This window comes from Streptomyces roseochromogenus subsp. oscitans DS 12.976 (assembly GCF_000497445.1).
GTDB lineage: Bacteria > Actinomycetota > Actinomycetes > Streptomycetales > Streptomycetaceae > Streptomyces > Streptomyces oscitans.
In genome coordinates this window covers 8,056,885-8,075,507 of the sequence record NZ_CM002285.1, presented here as the reverse complement: position 1 = coordinate 8,075,507, position 18,623 = coordinate 8,056,885, and the positions used below count along the sequence as shown (strand labels likewise).

General features: G+C 71.3%; 13 protein-coding genes. 9 read left to right on the top strand and 4 right to left on the bottom strand.

Annotated features, from left to right (window positions below; translation table 11 throughout):
- Positions 1-2,582, bottom strand: a 2,582-nt coding sequence (locus M878_RS84610) for a sensor histidine kinase (protein ID WP_023552200.1), incomplete at its 3' end; no start/stop codon positions are given.
- Positions 2,583-3,001: 419 nt separating this feature from the next.
- On the opposite strand from M878_RS84610, the gene M878_RS84605 reads away from it, so the two are divergent.
- On the top strand, positions 3,002-3,559 hold the full coding sequence (locus M878_RS84605; protein ID WP_051430145.1) for a hypothetical protein: 558 nt from the start codon (positions 3,002-3,004) through the stop codon (positions 3,557-3,559).
- A gap of 121 nt (positions 3,560-3,680) precedes the next feature.
- On the opposite strand, the gene M878_RS84600 is transcribed toward M878_RS84605, so the two are convergent.
- Entirely contained in the window at positions 3,681-4,868 is a 1,188-nt protein-coding gene (locus M878_RS84600) for an NAD(P)/FAD-dependent oxidoreductase (RefSeq protein ID WP_023552198.1), read from the bottom strand.
- Between the two features lie 241 nt (positions 4,869-5,109).
- On the bottom strand, positions 5,110-5,433 hold the full coding sequence (locus M878_RS84595; protein WP_023552197.1) for a bifunctional 3-phenylpropionate/cinnamic acid dioxygenase ferredoxin subunit: 324 nt from the start codon (positions 5,431-5,433) through the stop codon (positions 5,110-5,112).
- Positions 5,434-5,733: 300 nt separating this feature from the next.
- On the opposite strand from M878_RS84595, the gene M878_RS84590 reads away from it, so the two are divergent.
- From M878_RS84590 to M878_RS84555, 8 genes are all read left to right on the top strand, one after another.
- Positions 5,734-6,573 carry an IclR family transcriptional regulator gene (locus tag M878_RS84590; RefSeq protein ID WP_023552196.1) on the top strand — a complete coding sequence of 280 codons (840 nt, stop codon included), beginning with the start codon at positions 5,734-5,736 and terminating at the stop codon, positions 6,571-6,573.
- A gap of 260 nt (positions 6,574-6,833) precedes the next feature.
- Positions 6,834-7,919, top strand: coding sequence for an S-(hydroxymethyl)mycothiol dehydrogenase (locus M878_RS84585; RefSeq protein ID WP_023552195.1), 1,086 nt, complete (start codon positions 6,834-6,836; stop codon positions 7,917-7,919).
- Positions 7,916-8,536, top strand: coding sequence for an MBL fold metallo-hydrolase (locus M878_RS84580; protein WP_023552194.1), 621 nt, complete (start codon positions 7,916-7,918; stop codon positions 8,534-8,536). Before M878_RS84585 ends, M878_RS84580 begins: the two co-directional genes overlap by 4 nt.
- Positions 8,537-8,580: 44 nt before the next feature.
- A complete protein-coding gene (locus tag M878_RS84575; protein WP_023552193.1) occupies positions 8,581-11,043 on the top strand; it encodes a GcvT family protein in 2,463 nt (820 codons plus the stop codon).
- 15 nt (positions 11,044-11,058) lie between these two features.
- Positions 11,059-12,189, top strand: a complete 1,131-nt coding sequence (locus tag M878_RS84570) for an aromatic ring-hydroxylating oxygenase subunit alpha (protein WP_023552192.1) — start codon at positions 11,059-11,061, stop codon at positions 12,187-12,189.
- A complete protein-coding gene (locus M878_RS84565; protein WP_023552191.1) occupies positions 12,182-13,648 on the top strand; it encodes an aldehyde dehydrogenase family protein in 1,467 nt (488 codons plus the stop codon). Before M878_RS84570 ends, M878_RS84565 begins: the two co-directional genes overlap by 8 nt.
- Positions 13,649-13,667: 19 nt before the next feature.
- Positions 13,668-15,236 (top strand): APC family permease, encoded by a 1,569-nt coding sequence (locus M878_RS84560; protein WP_023552190.1) that lies wholly within the window; start codon positions 13,668-13,670, stop codon positions 15,234-15,236.
- A 41-nt stretch (positions 15,237-15,277) separates the two neighbouring features.
- A complete protein-coding gene (locus M878_RS84555; RefSeq protein WP_023552189.1) occupies positions 15,278-16,828 on the top strand; it encodes a GMC family oxidoreductase in 1,551 nt (516 codons plus the stop codon).
- Positions 16,829-16,831: 3 nt separating this feature from the next.
- Here the strand turns inward: M878_RS84555 and M878_RS84550 are convergent.
- Positions 16,832-18,623 (bottom strand): coiled-coil domain-containing protein (locus M878_RS84550; protein WP_023552188.1); only part of this gene is annotated, 1,792 nt, incomplete at its 5' end.

Sequence of the window (18,623 nt, the reverse complement as noted above, 5' to 3'; positions counted from 1 at the left end):
AGCGCGGGGACGTCGGAGGTGGCGTCGGTGCCCGCGGTGGGAGCCGGCCCGCGTTCCTCGGCTCGGTCGGTGGGTTCAGCGGGGCGGCGGGCGGCCGTGGTGCGCCGGCGTGCGGGCAGCGGGGCCAGTCCGCCGGTGTCGGGGCGGCGGGCGGCGGCGGAGGGCTGCTGGTCGGTTTCGTCTCGGCGGGCGCGCTGGTCGGTGACGGGCTTGCCGTGCGAGCTGACCAGTTTGGGCGTCTGCCGGCGCGGCAGCGGTATGGGCCCGCGGTCGCCGTTCCCTTCGCCAGACCGGCGGTCGCTGTCCCCTTCGCGAGACCTGTGGTCACCGTCGTCCTCGTCTGCCCAGCGGTCGCCGTCCTCCTCGCCCGGCCCGCGGTCGCCGTCGCCCCCGCGTGATGCGCGGTCGGCGGACGGGGAGGGTGTCGGGTCGTCGGCGCGGGCGAGGGAGCGGCGGGGCCGGAACAGTCCGCCGCGCTCGCTGTCCTCGTCCTCCAGGACGTCGGGGAAGCCGTCGATGGCGTCGAGATCCACCGGCGCCTCCAGTTCGACCGGGCCGTCCAGCAGCGAGGTCGGCAGGCCGGGCAGCTGCACCGGCCCCGTGGCGCGCCCGCCGGCACGGCCCGCCTGCCCGATTCCCTTGCGGCCGCGGTCCCGGTCGAGGCGGAAACCGAGGCCGTTGGTGTCCGGTACGTCGTCGCTCAGCAGCGCGTCGGGGATGAAGACGACGGCGGTGGTGCCGCCGTAGGGCGACGGCTGGAGGGAGACCCGGACGTTCTGGCGCTGAGCGAGGCGGCTGACCACGAACAGGCCGAGCCGGTCGGTGTCGGACAGCTCGAACTCGGGGGTCTCGGCGAGGCGCAGGTTGGCGTCCAGAAGGGCCTCGGCCGTCATGCCGAGACCCCGGTCGTGGATCTCCAGTGTGAAGCCGTTGGCGACCCGCTCGCCGAGCACCTGGACAGCGGTGTGCGGGGGCGAGAACACCGTGGCGTTCTCCAGGAGTTCGGCCACCAGGTGGGTGAGGTCGGCGACGGCCGGTCCGGTGACGGCGACCCTGGGCAGGCGCCGGACCTCGATGCGTTCGTAGTCCTCGACCTCGGCGACGGAGGCACGCACGATGTCCATCAGCTGCACCGGGCGGCGCCACTGCCGGGAGGGCGCGGCGCCGGAGAGGATCACCAGGCCCTCGGCGTGCCGGCGCATACGGGTGGTGAGGTGGTCCAGGCGGAACAGGTCGGCGAGTTCGTCGGTGTCCTCGGTGCGGCGTTCCATGGTGTCGAGGAGCGTGAGCTGCTTGTGCAGCAGCACCTGGCTGCGGCGGGCGAGGTTGACGAAGACCTCGGAGACACCGGAGCGCAGTTCGGCCTGCTTGACTGCGGCCTCGACAGCGGCGCGCTGGAGGGTGTTGAGGGCCTGGCCGACCTCGCCTATCTCGTTCTTGTCGTACTCCAGGCGCGGCACCTCGGTCTCGACGTCGACCTCTTCCCCGGCGGACAGGCGGCGCATCACGCTGGGCAGCCGGACACCGGAGGCCTCGTGCGCGTCCAGGCGCAGCTGGCGCAGGTCGCGGACGAGGCTGCGGCCGATCCGGACGGACAGGACGAGGGAGAGCACGAGCGCGACCAGGCCGAGGAGGCCCGCGACGGCCGCCTGCAGGATGACGCCGATGGCCACGGGGTGCGTACGGCTCTGGAAGCGGTCTCCCACCTGGTCGTCGAGGGTGCCGAGTTGGTCCAGGACGCCTGCGGCCTCGGAGTCCCAGCTCTGCGCGGTGACACCGCGTGGAGTGCCGGAGTCCGTGTCGATGACGGTCTGTTCGGCCGTGCGCAGCGGGGCGGTGGTGGCGTTCTTCCAGAGGCTTTCGTAACGATCACGCTCGGCGGAGGGCAGCAGCGGCAGGCTGACCTCGTACAGGACGGAGCGCTGGGCGACGAGGTCGGAGATGTCGCGGGTCTCGGCACGCGTGAGCGTGCCGACGACCAGGGAGGAGCCGAGCAGGGCGTCCTCGCGGGAGAGCAGCTCGCGGGCGCGGCTTACGTTGACCATCGCGCGGGACTGCGCGTCCAGTTCGACGTCGTCGATGCCTTCGAGGCCGGCGAGCAGGGTGAAGCACGGGTCGACGAGGCGGTTGTACAGGTCGTAGGCCTGAGTGCGGGTGACGGTGCCCTGCTCGACGCTGCGGCGCAGGGAGTCGAGGCCGTCGAAGGCGTCCAGGACCGCGGCGACGCGCCCGCTGTCGTTCGCGTCCATGGCGTCGAGGACGTCGTGTTCGCCGGCGTTCTTCCGGATCTTGGCGATCGCCCGGTCGGTGACGGTGCGGGTGCGCTGCAGCGCGGCGAGGGCGTCGGCGGCTCGCGGGTCGGCGAGGTAGACGAGGGTCTGGCGGCGCTCCTGCTGCAGCCCTCGGACGGTGTCCTCGGCGGGGTAGCCGATGTCCTGCTTGACGTCCGAAACGTGGAACAGCCGGGCGACGTCGCGCCCTGTGAGTACCGTTGCGAAGCCCCAGATGGCGGTCAGGGACACCAGCGGCACGAGAAGCAGCGCCACGATCTTCCGGCGGATCGACTTCCCGCGAAAGCGCATGGCCTCCCCCAGCTCGACCCCCGCCGGCCGGGGGGCGCACATGTACGTCAACAAACGGCGCGAGCCTACTACCGCCGCACGCCTAACTCGAAGACTTGTCCGGAGGATGAACTTCCGCTCCGGCGGCGAGTCATGGCGAGTTGTCCGGGCATTGCGGGAGATTGCCACCGCGATCCGGCCCGCGCGCCCGATGGGACCGCGACGTCACAGCGAGGCGGTTGGCTGGATTTTTTCGCAGGTGGGGAATCTTCCGACGATCTCATTCGTCCTTCTCTACGGGAAATGGGGGCGGAATGGGCCACAGGAGCCGCATCCCGCACCCCGGCGGCGTAAAACAGCGCAAGCCGGGCAGCCACTGGGGGTCGGAATCCTGTGGCACAGGGGCGAGCGGTCTGCTGGCGGTGGGGAGTGACACGGTGATGGGCACGGCGGAGCGGCGCGAAGCGCCTGAGAAGAGCGGGGCGGGGCGCTCGGCGGCGCGGCGGGGCCTGAGGGCGCCGGATCGCGACATTCCGGTGCGGGGGCGCGCCGGGGAGTCCGGCGGCGAACGGCAGCAGAACTACCGGCCGTTGTGGATCGAGGAGCCCGCCAAACGGCACCCGATGCCGGATCCTGTGCGTACGGCGGCGGTGCGGGCGCTCCTGATCATCGCGGTGACGCTGATCCAGGCGATGGTGGCGTTCCTGTGCACGATGGCCGACTCCTGGCTGGCGTTCCCGATGGTGATCAGCAGCGTGGCGAGCACGGTGGTGGCCACCTGGGCCGTGGTCGACGTATGGGTGACCCGCCAGGTGTGGAACCAGCGGTACGGCGTGGTCTCCGAGCCGAGCAGCACGGCCCGGGCACTGCGCCGCGAGCGCCGCGCCCGCCGGCGCGAGGAGCGGGCGGCCCTGCGCGAGCAGGAGCGGATACGCCGGCGGGGCGGCACCGGGCAAGCTGTCCCGCCTCTGAGTGCGGAGCGGGCGGGGCCGGCATGACCGAGTCGGGTCACGCCGGTCGCGGCTCGCCACCGCTCACCCGCTCCGGCCGGCTACCCCTCGCCGGGTCGCCTGCCGCCCCTCGCCCGGGACGCCCGTCACCACTGGTCCGCCTCCGCCGTCACAGCACGGCCGGTACGGCTTGTTCCCGTACCTGCCGCTGGAGTTCGCGCCGGGCCCGCAGAAAGGCGCGGGGCTGGTCGACGCCGAGTACAGCGACGGTACGGCCGCCTCGCTCGTAGTGGGCGAGGAAGCCGGACTCGCCGGGGCCGTCGTCGGTGATCTCGCCCTCGGTGAGGTGGACGGTGTCGCCGTCTCGGTGCCGGCCTGCGAACTGGATGCGGGATCCGTACTGGTCGGACCAGAAGTACGGCACCGTGCGGACCCGTTGGAGGGTGCGGCCGGCGAGCAGGTTGGTCACGGCGACGCGAGGCTGCTCGGTGGCCGAGGTCCAGTGCTCGGCCCGGCTGCCGCCCACGCGGGCGACGTCGCCGACCGCGACCACCTGGGGCAGGGCCGTGGCGCAGCCGTCGTCGCACAGCACGCCGTCGTGCAGCGCCAGCGTCGAGCCCACCAGCCAGGAGGTGTTGGGAGTGGCGCCGATACCGACGATCACGATGTCGGCGGGGAGCGTCCGGCCGTCGGTGAGGTCGACACCGGTGACGGTGGCGGTGCCGCGCAGACCGGCCACGCCGGTTCCGGTGATCAGCTCCACCCCGCGGCGCCGGTGCAGGGCGGCGCACACGGCGGCCATGTCGGCGCCGAGCTGGGGTACCAGCGGCAGCGGTGCGGCCTCGACGACGGTGACCGCGTGGCCGAGGCCGGCGCACGAGGACGCGGTCTCGGCGCCGATGAAGCCACCGCCGATGACGACGACCTGGCGAGCTCCTAGGCCGAGGTCGGCGCGCAGGGCGCGGGCGTCGTCCAGGGTGCGCAGGGTGTGGACGCCGGCCAGGCTGCCGCCGGGAAGCCGGCGGGCGGCGGCGCCGGTGGCGAGGACGACGCCGTCGGTGGAGACCGTACGACCGTCGTCGAGGACGACGGTGCGGCCGCGGGTGTCGAGCCCGCGGGCACGGACGCCGAGCAGCCACTCGGCGTCGAGTCCGGCGGTTTCGTCGGCGTCGGTGAGGGCGAGCTGATCCTCGTCGGTGCGGCCGCTGAGGAAGTTCTTGGAGAGGGGAGGCCGGTCATAGGGAAGGTGGGGTTCCTCACCGACGATCACCAGTCGGCCGTCGAAGCCCTGCGCGCGCAGTTCCCGGGCGGCGTAGAGCCCGGAGAGGGAGGCGCCGACGATGGTCACGGTCCTCATACGGCACGGCTCCTTGCGGGGGCGGCGGGACGGAGGGGGCGAACCGGTGCCTCGACGGCGGGACGGCACGCTGGTGTCCGGCCTGCGGGCCGGGGGGTGGCGGATCGGAGCGCGCGTCGCCTCGTGGCACGGAGGGTCTGGAGGGCGCGGGCGGTGCCGCGGCAGTGGCGAAGGGGGATGCCGATGCGGCCGCGGGGGCCGGAGGCGGTGTCCATGGCGTTGCAGCGGCCGGCGATGGCGTTCATGCTGCCGTCCCCTCCTCCGCCGTGAGGTGGACGTGGATGACGCCGTCCTCGACGGTGACGCGGTGGGTGCGCACGGGGCGGCGGGCCGGAAGGCACGTCGGTTCGCCGGTACGCAGGTCGAAGGACGCGGCGTGCAGCGGGCATTCGACCAGACAGCCCTCCAGCCAGCCCTCGGAGAGGGACGCGTCCTGGTGGGTACAGGTGTCGTCGATGGCGTACAGCTCGCCGTCTTCGGTGCGGAACACGGCGACGGGCGGCGTGGTCTCGACGCGGACGGACTCACCCTCGGGGAGGTCTTCGAGGCGGCAGACGGGAATCACGGGCCCCCCTCTCGGTCCGGGACACTCGGTCCGGGACCTGCTCGATGCAGGCGTCAGGGATGACAGACGGGTGTCCGGACCTACGGCGGTCCGGCCCGGTACAGCGGTAAGGGAATGCCGGACCGTCGAGGTCCGGGTCGTCCGGCACCCTTCCGGGATCCGGACGCTTCGGTAACATGTGTTTCGCATGGCGCACGAGCAAGCGCTATGCGCAACAGAATCCGGGCGGGACGACCGTCGCGTCAAGGGCTTCCCGCAGATGCGGCCCGAACCGGGCCCACAGGTGGTGAGAGTTGAGCCATGACCCGCACGCAGAAGCAGTCTGAACGCGGCGAGGAGACCACGGAGAACACAAGGACCCCGGAGAGGCAGAACGGCCGCGGCGCGGCCAGTGCGGTGCAGTCGGTGGACCGCGCAGTGAGCGTGCTGGAGATCCTCGCCCGGCACGGCGAGGCGGGCGTCACCGAGATCGCCGAGGAGCTGGACGTACACAAGTCCACGGCGTTCCGGCTGCTCGGCGTCCTGGAGAACCGCGGCCTGGTGGCCCAGGCGAAGGACCGCGGCAAGTACTACCTGGGGGCCGGCGTACTCCGCCTCGCGGGGGCGGCGGCAGTGCGCCTGGACATCTCCCAGGAGGGCGTCCCGGTCTGCCGGGAGGTCGCCGACGAGCTGGGCGAGACGGTGAACATCGCCGTGCTCGACGACGACGCGGCGGTCAACATCATGCAGGCCCGCGGCACCGCGTCGGTCACCGCGCAGAACTGGCTGGGCAGGCGCACCCCGCTGCACGCCACCTCCAGCGGAAAGGTGCTGCTCGCGCACATGCCGCCCACCTTGCGCGAGGGCCTGCTGGCACGCACGCTGCCGCGATTCACGGACCGTACGATCACCGGCGCGGCGATGCTGCGCGCGGAGCTGGAGGCCGTGGTCGAGCAGGGCTACGGCATCACGATCGAGGAGCTGGAGCTGGGGCTCGCCGCCGTCGCGGCGCCGGTGCGTGCGCACGACGGCAAGGTGATCGCCGCGATCAGTGTCTCCGGGCCGGTGTACCGGCTGAATCCGGACCGGCTGCCGGAGGTGGCGAAGCGGACCGTGGCGGCCGGCGCCGAGCTGTCGCGCCGGATGGGCTACGGCTTCTGACCCGGCACGGAAGCGAACGCGCGCACTGCCTGCGCAGAGCATGCACCGCCGCGCGGGACCGGGACGTTCCCGGTCCCGCGCCGTCGTGTGTCCAAGCCGCAACCGAGCCGTGTCCGAGCCATGTGTCCGACAGGTTTCGCCCCACAGGCGCCTTTTGCCAAGGGTTAACGCGCACCCCTTGACGGCTCCGTGACGCCGTTCTCAATATGTTCCTCATCGCGCAACCCATCGTGCAATGCGCAACAGCAGAGGAGCTTGTCGTGCCACACGAGGCCCGTGCCGTAGTCGCAGTGGAGAAGGGCGCACCCGTGGAGGTGCGGACGATCGTCGTCCCCGATCCGGGTCCCGGCGAGGTCCTGGTGGAGGTGCAGGCCTGCGGGGTGTGCCACACGGATCTCCACTACCGGGAGGGCGCGGTCAACGACGACTTCCCGTTCCTGCTGGGCCATGAGGCGGCGGGCACGATCGAGGCGGTCGGCCCGGGTGTCACCGACCTCAGGCCCGGCGACTACGTGGTGCTGGCCTGGCGGGCACCCTGCGGCAACTGCCGTTCCTGTCGGCGTGGCCGCCCCTGGTACTGCTTCGACTCCCGCAATGCAGCACAGCCGATGACCCTGCGGGACGGCACCCCGCTCAGCAACGCCCTCGGTATCGGCGCCTTCGCCGAGAAGACGCTGGTAGCGGCCGGTCAGGCGGTGAAGATCGACCCGGCCGCGCGGCCCGAGGCGGCCGGTCTCATCGGCTGCGGGGTGATGGCCGGTTACGGCGCCGCCGTCAACACCGGCAAAGTCGGCCGCGGTGACTCGGTCGCCGTCATCGGCTGCGGCGGCGTCGGCAACGCGGCCATCGCGGGCGCCTGTCTGAACGGCGCCATGAAGGTCATCGCCGTCGACATCGACGACAAGAAGCTGGACCAGGCCGAGAAGTTCGGCGCCACCCACACCGTCAACTCCCGTGGCACCGACCCGATCGAGGCGGTCCGGGAACTCACCGACGGTTACGGCGTGGACATCGCCATCGACGCGGTCGGCCGGCCCGAGACGTTCAAGCAGGCCTTCTACATGCGCGATCACGCCGGTCTGCTGGTCCAGGTCGGTGTGCCATCGCCCGAGATGACGGTCGAACTCCCGCTGATCGACGTCTTCTCGCGCGGCGGCGCGATCAAGTCCTCCTGGTACGGCGACTGCCTGCCGAGCCGGGACTTCCCCTTCCTGATCGACCAGTACCTGTACGGCCTGCTCGACCTCAACGCGTTCGTGTCCGAGACGATCGCCCTGGACCAGGTGGAGGAGGCCTTCGGCAAGATGCAGCGGGGCGAGGTGCTGCGCTCGGTGGTCGTGCTGTGAAGGGCGCCGTACGGATCGAACGCGTCGTCACCCGCGGCACGTTCAGCCTCGACGGCGACACCTTCGACGTCGAGAACAACGTCTGGCTGGTCGGCGACGACGAGGAAGTGCTGGTCGTGGACGCCGCGCACGACGCCGAGGCGATCCACCGCGCCACGGCGGGCCGCCGGGTCACCGCCGTCCTCTGCACCCATGCCCACGACGACCACATCGACGCGGCAGACGCGCTCGCCACCCGCACCGGAGCGCCCGTCCTGCTCCACCCGGACGACCACGAGCTGTGGTCCCACACCCACCCCGCCCGCAAGCCGGACGGCGAGCTGACCGACGGCCAGGTCCTCGCGGTCGCCGGCATGGAACTCCAGGTCATCCACACCCCCGGCCACACCTGGGGCAGCTGCTGCCTGTACATCCCGTTCCTCGACGCCGTGTTCACCGGTGACACCCTCTTCCACGGTGGTCCCGGCGCCACCGGGCGCTCGTACTCCGACCGCCCGGCCATCGAGGCGTCCATCCGCGCCCGGCTGCTGACCCTGCCGGGCGACACCGTCGTCCACACCGGGCACGGCCCGGACACGACGATCGCCGCCGAGCGGCCGAACGTCCCCACCGCCTGAGCGGCTCTCCCGCACCTGCCGTCCCCGCCACCACAAGGAGGGGCATGACCAGCACGCCCACCCACCAGACCCAGGGCCCCCGTGTCGTCGTCATCGGCGCCGGCATCGTCGGCTGCTCCCTCGCCGACGAGCTGACCGCCCGCGGCTGGACCGATGTCACCGTCCTCGAACAGGGCCCCCTGCCCGCCCCCGGCGGCTCCACCTCGCACGCCCCTGGGCTCGTCTTCCAGACCAGCCCGTCCAAGACGCTCGCCGAGTTCGCCAAGTACACGGTCGAGAAGTTCCGCTCCCTCGAAGCCGACGGCGTCTCCTGCTTCCACCAGGTCGGCGGCCTGGAGCTCGCGACCACCCCCGAGCGCCTGGCCGACCTGCACCGCCGGGCCGGTTATGCCGCCTCCTGGGGCATCCGCGGTGAGGTCGTGAGCACGGCCCGCTGCAAGGAACTCTGGCCACTGCTGGACGAGTCGGTCGTCCTCGGCGGCTTCCACACCCCCGACGACGGCCTGGCCCGCGCCCTGCTCGCGGCCCGCGCCCAGATGGACCGGGCCACCGCGCGCGGCGCCCGCTTCCTGGACCGTCACACGGTCACCGGCATCGAGCAGGAGGACGGCCGGGTCACCGCAGTGGTCACCGACCGGGGCACCTTCCCGGCCGACCGGGTGGTCTCCGCGGCCGGATTCTGGGGGCCGATCATCGGCCGCATGGCCGGGATCGACGTACCGCTGCAACCGCTCGCGCACCAGTACGCGAAGACCGGGCCACTTCCCGAGCTGGGCGGTGCGACGGCCGAGGCCTCGAAGCCGATCCTCCGCTTCCAGGACCGGGACCTGTACTTCCGTGAGCACACCGACCGCATCGGCATCGGCTCGTACGCGCACCGGCCGCTGCCGATGGACCCGTTCGCGATCCCGGCGTACGACGAGGCGCGCGCCCGGGACATGGAGATGCCGTCCTCATATCCGTTCACCGTCGAGGACTGGGCGCCGAGCTGGGAGGACTGCCGCCGGCTGCTGCCCGCGCTGCGCGAGACGGAGATCGAGACCGGTTTCAACGGCGTGTTCTCCTTCACCCCGGACGGCATGCCAGTCCTCGGCGAAGCCCGGCAGCTGCGGGGCTTCTGGCTGGCCGAGGCGGTCTGGGTGACGCACTCCGCCGGGGTGGCGCGGGCGGTCGCCGAGTGGATGACCGACGGGCGGCCCTCCTTCGACGTGCACGAGTGCGACCTCACGCGATTCGAGGAAGCGCAGCGTTCACCGGCGTACATCCGTGAACGCGGTGCACAGCAGTTCGCCGAGGTGTACGACGTCCTGCACCCCCTGCAGCCGATGGAACAGCCGCGCCCCCTGCGGGTCAGCCCCTTCCACACCCGCCAGCAGCAGCTCGGCGCCCTCTTCCTGGAGGGCACCGGCTGGGAGCGTCCGCACTGGTACGAGGCGAATGCCCCGCTCGTCGACACCCTCGGCGACCTGCCGGAACGCGATGCCTGGTCGGCCCGCTACTGGTCCCCCATCGCCGCCGCCGAGGCAAGGGCGACCCGCGAGAAGGCCGCCCTGTACGACATGACGCCGCTGCGCCGCCTGGAGGTGACCGGCCCCGGCGCGCTCGCCTTCCTGGACCGCATGACCAGCAACAACCTCCGCAAGAAGCCCGGCGCGGTCACGTACACCCTCCTTCTGGACGAGACGGGAGGCATCCGCTCCGACCTCACCGTCGCCCGCCTCGCCCCCGACCGCTTCCAGGTCGGCGCCAACTCCCCCGCCGACCTCGACTGGCTGCTGCGCCACGCGCCGGCCGGCGTCCAGATCCGGGACATCACCGCCGGCACCTGCTGCATCGGCGTCTGGGGCCCTCTCGCCCGCGATCTCGTCCAGCCGCTGACCCGCGACGACTTCTCCCACGAGGGCTTCGGCTATTTCCGTGCGAGGGAGACATACGTCGGGCACGTGCCGGTCACCGCCATGCGGCTGTCGTACGTCGGCGAACTGGGCTGGGAGCTGTACACCACCGCCGACCTGGGCCTCCGGCTCTGGGACACGCTGTGGGAGGCGGGGCAGGACCTCGGCGTGATCGCCGCCGGGCGTTCCGCCTTCAACTCCCTGCGCCTGGAGAAGGGTTACCGCGCCTGGGGCACCGACATGACCGACGAGCACACCCCCTTCGAAGCGGGCCTCGGCTTCGCGGTGCGCATGGACAAGGAGGACTTCGTCGGCAAGGCGGCACTGGAGCGGGCCGGAGAGCCGTCCCGCCGGCTCACCCCGCTCCTCCTCGACGACCCCGCCGCGGTGGTCCTCGGCAAGGAGCCGGTGTTTGTCGACGGTGCCCAGGCCGGCTATGTGACCAGCGCGTCGTACGGCTACACGCTCGGCCGTTGCATCGCCTACGCCTGGCTCCCGGCGGGCCTCACCACCGGCGCCGGCGTGCACATCGAGTACTTCGGCGAGAAGGTGCCGGCAACCGTCGCCGAGGAGCCGCTGTTCGACCCCAAGATGACCCGGATCCGCCGTTAGCCTGAGGAGCACCCCGTGACGACGACACCGATCTCCCCGAGCCTCATAGCGACGCTTCCCGGCCGCTACTACACCGACCCGGACGTCTTCAGGCAGGAGCAGGAGACCGTCTTCGAGTCCCTGTGGTTCTGCGCGGTCCGCAGCGCCGACCTGGACCGGCCGGGCGCCTTCCGCACGGTCCAGGTGGGCCGCGAGAACGTCATCATCACCCGCGCGCGTACGGGTGAGCTGCGCGCCTTCCTGAACGTGTGCCGGCACCGGGGCGCACGGCTGTGCACCGAGGAGTCCGGCGAGGTGCGCCGCACTCTGCAGTGCCCGTACCACGCATGGACGTACGACCTTGACGGCAAGTTGATCGCAGCACCCAACTTGATCAAGATGCCGGATATTGATCGAGTCGCGTACGGGTTGATCAATGTGGCCCTGCGTGAATGGCTCGGCTACGCGTGGGTGTGCCTCGCAGACGAACCGCCCTCCTTCGAGGACACCGTGATGTACGCGGCCGTGGAACGGCTCGGCGACGCGGCCGCCATCGAGCACTACGGCACCGAGCGACTGGCCCTGGGCAGACGCATCACCTACGACGTGCGGGCCAACTGGAAGCTGATCGTAGAGAACTTCATGGAGTGCTACCACTGCGCGACGATCCACCCCGAGCTCGTCGAGGTGCTCCCGGAGTTCGCGGACGGGTACGCCGCCCAGTACTACGTCGGGCACGGCGCGGAGTTCGGCGCGGAGATCAAGGGGTTCACGGTCGACGGCAGCGCGGGCTTCGCCAAGCTCCCCGAGGTCGGCGCGGACCAGGACCGCCGCTACTACGCCATCACGGTCAAGCCGACCGTGTTCGTCAATCTCGTCCCCGACCACGTCATCGTGCACCGGATGTTCCCGCTGGCCGAGGACCGCACGGTCGTGGAGTGCGACTGGCTGTACGCGCCGGAGGTGGTGGCGTCGGGCGCTGACGTGTCGCACTCCGTGGAGCTGTTCCACCGGGTCAATCTGCAGGATTTCGAGGCGTGCGAGCGCACCCAGCCGGCGATGTCCTCGCGCGCGTACCGAAGCGGCGGGGTCCTCGTCCCCAACGAGCACCACATCGGGATCTTCCACGAGTGGCTGCTCGGCCGGCTGGGAGACGCCGATGCCTGACCTCTACATCGACGGCGCGTGGCGCGGCGCCCTGGACGGGCGCACCCGGGAGATCCGCTGTCCCGCCGACGGCTCCCTGGTCGGCGTCGTCGACGAGGCCGGCGGCAAGGACACCGTGGAGGCGATCGCGGCGGCCCGGCGGGCCTTCGACACCGGCCCCTGGCCGCGCACACCGGCGGCGGGGCGCGGTGATCTGCTCCTGCGGGTCGCGGACCTCCTCGTCCGCGACCGGGACGCCCTGGCCCGCGCCGAATCTCTTGACACCGGCAAGAGGCTGGTGGAGAGCGTGTACGACATTGACGATGTCGTCAACTGTTTCCGGTACTTCGGGCGGCTGGCGGCGAGCGAGACCGGGCGGGTGGTCGACACGGGCCGGGAGGGCGTCGACAGCCGGGTCGTGCACGAACCGGTCGGCGTGTGCGCCCTGATCACGCCGTGGAACTATCCGCTGCTGCAGACCGCGTGGAAGGTCGCCCCGGCCCTCGCGGCGGGCAACACGTTCGTGCTGAAGCCGAGCGAGCTGACCCCGCACACCGCGATCCACCTGACGCGGCTGCTGGCGGAGGCGGGGCTGCCGCCGGGCGTGGCCAATCTGGTGCTGGGCGCCGGTCCGGAGGCGGGCGCCCCGCTGGGCGACCATCCGGACGTCGACCTGGTCTCCTTCACCGGCGGTCTGCAAACCGGCCGCCGGCTGATGGCCGCGGCGGCCGGCACGGTGAAGAAGGTGGCGCTCGAACTCGGCGGGAAGAACCCCAACATCGTCTTCGCGGACGCCGGCTTCGAGGCGGCCGTCGACATGGCGCTCACGGCGGTCTTCCTGCACTCCGGGCAGGTCTGCTCGGCCGGGGCCCGGCTGCTGGTCGAGGACGTGCTGCACGACCGGTTCACGGACGAGGTCGTACGCCGGGCTCAACTGATCCGGCTGGGCGGCCCGTTCGATGAACGGGCACAGACCGGGCCGCTGATCTCGGCGGCCCACCGGGCGAAGGTCGAGGCCTATGTGGCCCGGGGCATCGAGGAGGGCGCGGTGCTGCGCTGCGGCGGCGCCCGGCCCTCCGGCCCCGGCTATGACGAGGGCTTCTACTACCTCCCGACCGTCCTGGACGCGTGCACCAGCGGCATGTCGGTGGTCCGCGAGGAGTCCTTCGGGCCGGTGCTGACCGTCGAGCGGTTCACCACCGAGGACGAGGCCGTGCGGCTCGCCAACGACACGGTCTACGGCCTCGCGGGCGCCGTGTGGACCGGCGACGAGGCCAGGGCCGCCCGGGTCGCGGCGGGCCTGCGCCTCGGCACGGTCTGGATCAACGACTACCACCCGTATGTGCCGCAGGCCGAATGGGGTGGTTACAAGCAGTCCGGGTGCGGGCGTGAACTCGGACCGGCGGGACTCGCCGAGTACCGCGAGACGAAACACATCTGGCGCACCACCGCGCCGGCACCACAGGGCTGGTTCGACTGACAGCCAGAGGAGTCCGTTCATGACAGCCACGGAGCAATCGCCAGGCCCACACCACGACGACGCCGAACTCGCCGAATTCGGCTACAAACCCGAACTCAAACGCACGCTCGGCAACTTCCACACCTTCGCCGCCGGGATCAGCTACATCTCCATCCTGACCGGCACCTTCCAGCTGTTCTACTTCGGCTACGGCAGCGGCGGTCCGGCCTACTGGTGGTCGTGGCCGATGGTGTTCGTCGGCCAGTTCATGGTCGCCCTGTGCTTCGCCGAACTCGCCGCCCGCTACCCGGTGGCCGGCTCCGTCTACAACTGGTCGAAGAAGATCGGCAATCCGCATCTCGGCTGGCTGGCCGGGTGGATGATGTTGATCGCGTCCATCGTGTCCATCTCGGCGGTCGCGCTGGCCTACCAGTTGACGCTGCCGCAGATCTCGTCCACGTTCCAGTTCGTCGGGGACGGCACCGGGAAGTACGACGTGGCGACCAATGCGGTGATCCTGGCGGGCGTGTTGATTCTGTTCACCACATTGATCAATGCGTTCGGCGTCAAGTTGATGGCCACGATCAACACAGCGGGTGTCTTCATCGAGTTGATCGCGACCGTTGTATTGATCATCCTGTTCGCCGTCCACATCACCCGCGGTCCTCAAGTCGTCATGCAGACGAACCACACCGGTGCGGGCTACTCGACCGGCTATCTCGGCGCGTTCCTGGTGGCGTCGCTGGCCTCGGCGTACGTCATGTACGGCTTCGACACCGCCGCCTCGCTCGGCGAGGAGTCACTGGACCCGTCCCGGAACGCCCCGCGCGCCATCATCCGCGCGATCGTCGCCTCCTTCATCCTCGGCGGACTGGTGCTCCTGTTGGCGCTGATGAGCGTCTCCAGCCTCAAGAGCGACAAGCTGTCCACGGACGGCCTGCAGTACGTGGTGCTCGACGTCCTCGGTCCGACCGCCGGCAAGGCGATGCTGTGGTGTGTGCTGATCGCGGTCACGGTGTGCGCGCTGGCCGTGCACACGGCGGCGATCCGGCTGGCGTTCGCCATGGCCCGGGACAACAACCTGCCCGCGTCCTCGCTGCTGGCCCGGGTCAGCCCGCGCTTCAAGACCCCCGTCCTGCCGGCCGTGATCATCGGCGTGCTGGCGCTGGCGATCCTCGTGGTCAACATCCGCCAGCCGCAGATCTTCACGGTCGTCACCAGCATCGGCATCATCATGATCTACCTCGCCTACCTGGGCGTCACCGTGCCCATGCTGGTGGCCCGGCTGCGCGGGAAGTGGCAGCCGGCCGGCGGGGGCAGGTTCTCGCTGGGCCGCTGGGGGCTGCTCGTCAACATCGTCGCGGTCGTGTGGGGCGCGGCCATGACGGTCAACCTCATCTGGCCGCGCGCCGCCGTCTACAACGCGAGTGCGCCGTACCACTGGTATCTGCGCTGGGGCGCGGTGCTGTTCGTCGCGGTCATCGCGGGCGGCGGCTTCGCCTATTACTGGTTCGTGCAGCGCCACCGCACCGGCGTGCTCGCCGAACACCGGCTGGAGACGGCGTCCGCCGCCTCCTCGGCTCCCCTCACCGCTCCGGCGGCCGACTGACACCGCCCGAATCCACCTGTTCTGTCAGGCAAGGAGGTCACATGAGCATCGATGAGTTCGACTACGTGGTGGTCGGCGGCGGCACGGCGGGCAACGTGGTGGCGGCACGGCTCTCCGAGGACCCGTCCGTGACGGTGTGCGTGCTGGAGGCGGGGCCGAGCGACGTCGGCGACGACGACGTTCTCCGGCTGGAGCGCTGGATGGGTCTGCTGGAGTCCGGCTACGACTGGGACTACCCGGTCGAACCACAGGCCAGCGGCAACAGTTTTATGCGGCACGCGCGCGCGAAAGTGCTGGGCGGCTGTTCCTCGCACAATTCCGCCATCGCCTTCTGGGCACCGGCGGAGGACCTGGACGACTGGGCCGCCCGGGGCTGTACGGGCTGGAGCGCGGCCGACCTGTTCCCGCTGTACCGGCGGCTGGAGAACAACGACGCGCCCGGCGACCACCACGGCCGCACCGGCCCGGTGAGGCTGCGCACGCTGAAGGGCGCCGATCCGTGCGGCGCGGCCCTGCTGGAGGCGTGCGCGCAGGCCGGGATACCCACGGTCGCGTTCAACACCGGGAAGACGGTGGTGCGCGGGGCCAACTGGTTCCAGATCAACTCCGACGAGAACAACATCCGCCAGTCGTCGTCCGTCGCCTATCTGCACCCCGTGATGGGCAAACGTCCGAATCTTGACGTCCGGACCGGGGTGCGTGCGAAACGGCTGGTGCTGGAGGGCCGCCGGTGTGTGGGCGCCGAGTACCTGGACCCCGACCTGGTGCACACCCGCACGGTACGGGCCCGGCGCGAGGTGATCGTCTCGTGCGGCTCGATCGACTCCCCCAAGCTGCTGATGCTGTCCGGCATCGGCCCGGCCGGGCAGCTGCGCGAGGTCGGCGTGGACGTCGTCGTCGACTCCCCCGGCGTCGGCGAGAACCTCCAGGACCACCCGGAGGGCGTGATCATGTGGGAGGCGAAGCAGCCCATGCCCACCCTGTCGAGCCAGTGGTGGGAGGCGGGCATCTTCTACGACACCGAGCCCGGCCTGGACCGGCCCGACCTGATGTTCCACTACGGGTCCGTGCCCTTCGACATGAACACCGCCCGCTGGGGCTACCCCACCTCCGAGAACGCGTTCTGTCTGACACCCAATGTGACGAAGGCGAGGTCGCGCGGCACGGTACGGCTGCGGACCCGCGATTTCCGGGACAAACCGAAGGTGGATCCGCGGTACTTCACGCACGAGCACGATGTGCGGGTGATGACGTACGGGCTGAAGCTGGCGCGCCGCATCGCCGCACAGCCCGCGCTCGGCGGCTGGACGGGCGCGGAACTGGCTCCGGGTCCGGACGTCCGGACGGACGACGAGCTGCTGGACTACATCCATAAGACGCACAACACCGTCTACCACCCGTCCTGCACGGTGAAGATGGGCGCCGACGACGACCCCTCGGCCCCGCTCGACCCGCGGCTGCGGGTCAAGGGGGTCGAGGGGCTGCGGGTGGCCGACGGGTCGGTGATGCCGGACCTGATCGCCGTCAATCCGTGCATCACGACGATGATGATCGGCGAGAAGTGCGCGGACCTCGTGAAAGAGGACGCGTGAACGTCACGCCGGCTTCTTGAACATCCTCGTCGCCGTGATCTCGCTGTGCACCGCCTCTCCGGCCTGGGCCTGCTGCGGCAGACCGGGCCGGAGGTGCTCCTCCACGCTGATGTACTTCAGGCCCGCCCGGAGGTCGGCGTCGTTACGCAGCCGGATGACCAGCGGGAACTCGGCGAGCGCGGTCGTGTCGAACAGGCCGGTGGTGTACAGGAGCTGCACGCCGAGCGCGTCCGACACGGCTCGCTGCAGCTCCAGCAGGTACGTGGCGTTGGCGCGGCCGATGGGGTTGTCCAGGAACAGCGTGCCGGCGTGCCGGTGCTTGTCCCGCCCTCGGTCGTTCGAACGCAGGGCGGCCATCGTGCAGTACAGCGCGATCGCGGCGGTGAGCAGCTGGCCGCCGGAGAAGACGTCGCCCATCTGACCGACCGGGACGCGTTCCGCGCGCAGTACGGCGTCCGGCTTGAGGATCTCGACCGCGACACCCTTCGGCTGAAGGGCGGCTGCGACGCCCCGCAGCAGCAGGGACATGCCGTCACGGCGCAGGTCGGAGTTCTTCTTCACGGCCGCGCGCGTGGCCTCGTCGATGACTTCGCCGAGCCGCTCGGTGAGCGTGGCCTGGTCGGGCTCCTCGAAGCGGATGCGCAGGAACTCCTGCCCGGACCATTCGCCGAGGCCTTCGGGGAGGCGGGAGAGCCGCTGGGCGGAGCGCAGGGTGGCGAGGGCGGACTCGACCAGGCCGCGCAGGCGGTCCACGATCGAGTCGCGGTTGCGCTCCAGCTGAGCCAACTCGTCCGTCAGGACGCGCAGTCGGGGCGCGAAGGCGTCCGCCCACTTCTGCGCGTGCTCCGGCAGCGCGGAGGCGGGCAGTTCGCGGATCTGCTGCCGGGCCGGGGTGCGGACCTGCTCGTAGCGCGTGGAGTTGGCGTGCCGGACCAGCACATCGCTCGCCTCGCGCACGGCCGCCTCGGCGGCGGACAGGTCGGCGGCGCAGCCGCGCAGCGAGCGGCGCGCCTCGGCCGCGGAGTGCCGGGCCTCCTCCAGGCTGCCGGGGTACGGCTCAGGCTCCTCCTGCTCCTCCTCGGGGGCGTGTTCGCGCAGCAGGTCGCGGAGCATCGCGGCGATCTCGTCGAAGCCGCCGGCCGCGTCCTCGGCGGCCCGGTGGGCCTCCAGCAGCTCGGCGTGTGCCTCGCGGGCCTCGGCCAGCGCCTCGGTACGGGAGGCGAGCTCGCCGGTCGCGGTGCGCAGCTTCGCCTGGGCGTGCTCGGCGTCGCACGGGACGAGTTCCTCCGGCAGCTCGGTGTGCGCCTCGCCGTCCTCGGGCGCGTGCCGCTCGGCCTCGCCGCGCAGCCGGCCGAGCTGCTCGCTCGCCGTCGACATCCGGGTCTCCAGGAGCTGCACCAGTTCCTCCGCGCGGGCGGCGGCGGCCTGCCGGGAGGGACCGTCGGAGCCGTCGGGCGACTGAAGCAGCTGCTCCGCGCGGGTGCGGACCTTGTTGCTGAGCCGGTCCAGCTCGGCACGGGCGGCGCTCTCGTCGCTCTCCGCACGGGCCTGCTCGGCGCGCAGGTCGGCGCCGACGCCGACTTTCTCGTACAGCTGGGAGGCAGCGCGGTAGGCCTCGCGGAGGGCGGGCAGGGACGCCTTGGGGGCGTCCGCGTCCTCGACCGGTACGTCGTCCGGGGCGCCGGCGATCTCGGAGCGCTCGGCGCGCAGGGCGCGGGCAGTGCGGCGGGCGTCGTCGGCGGCGCGCTGGGCGGCGCGGCGGTCCTCGTCGGCGGCGCGAGCACGCTCCAGGCAG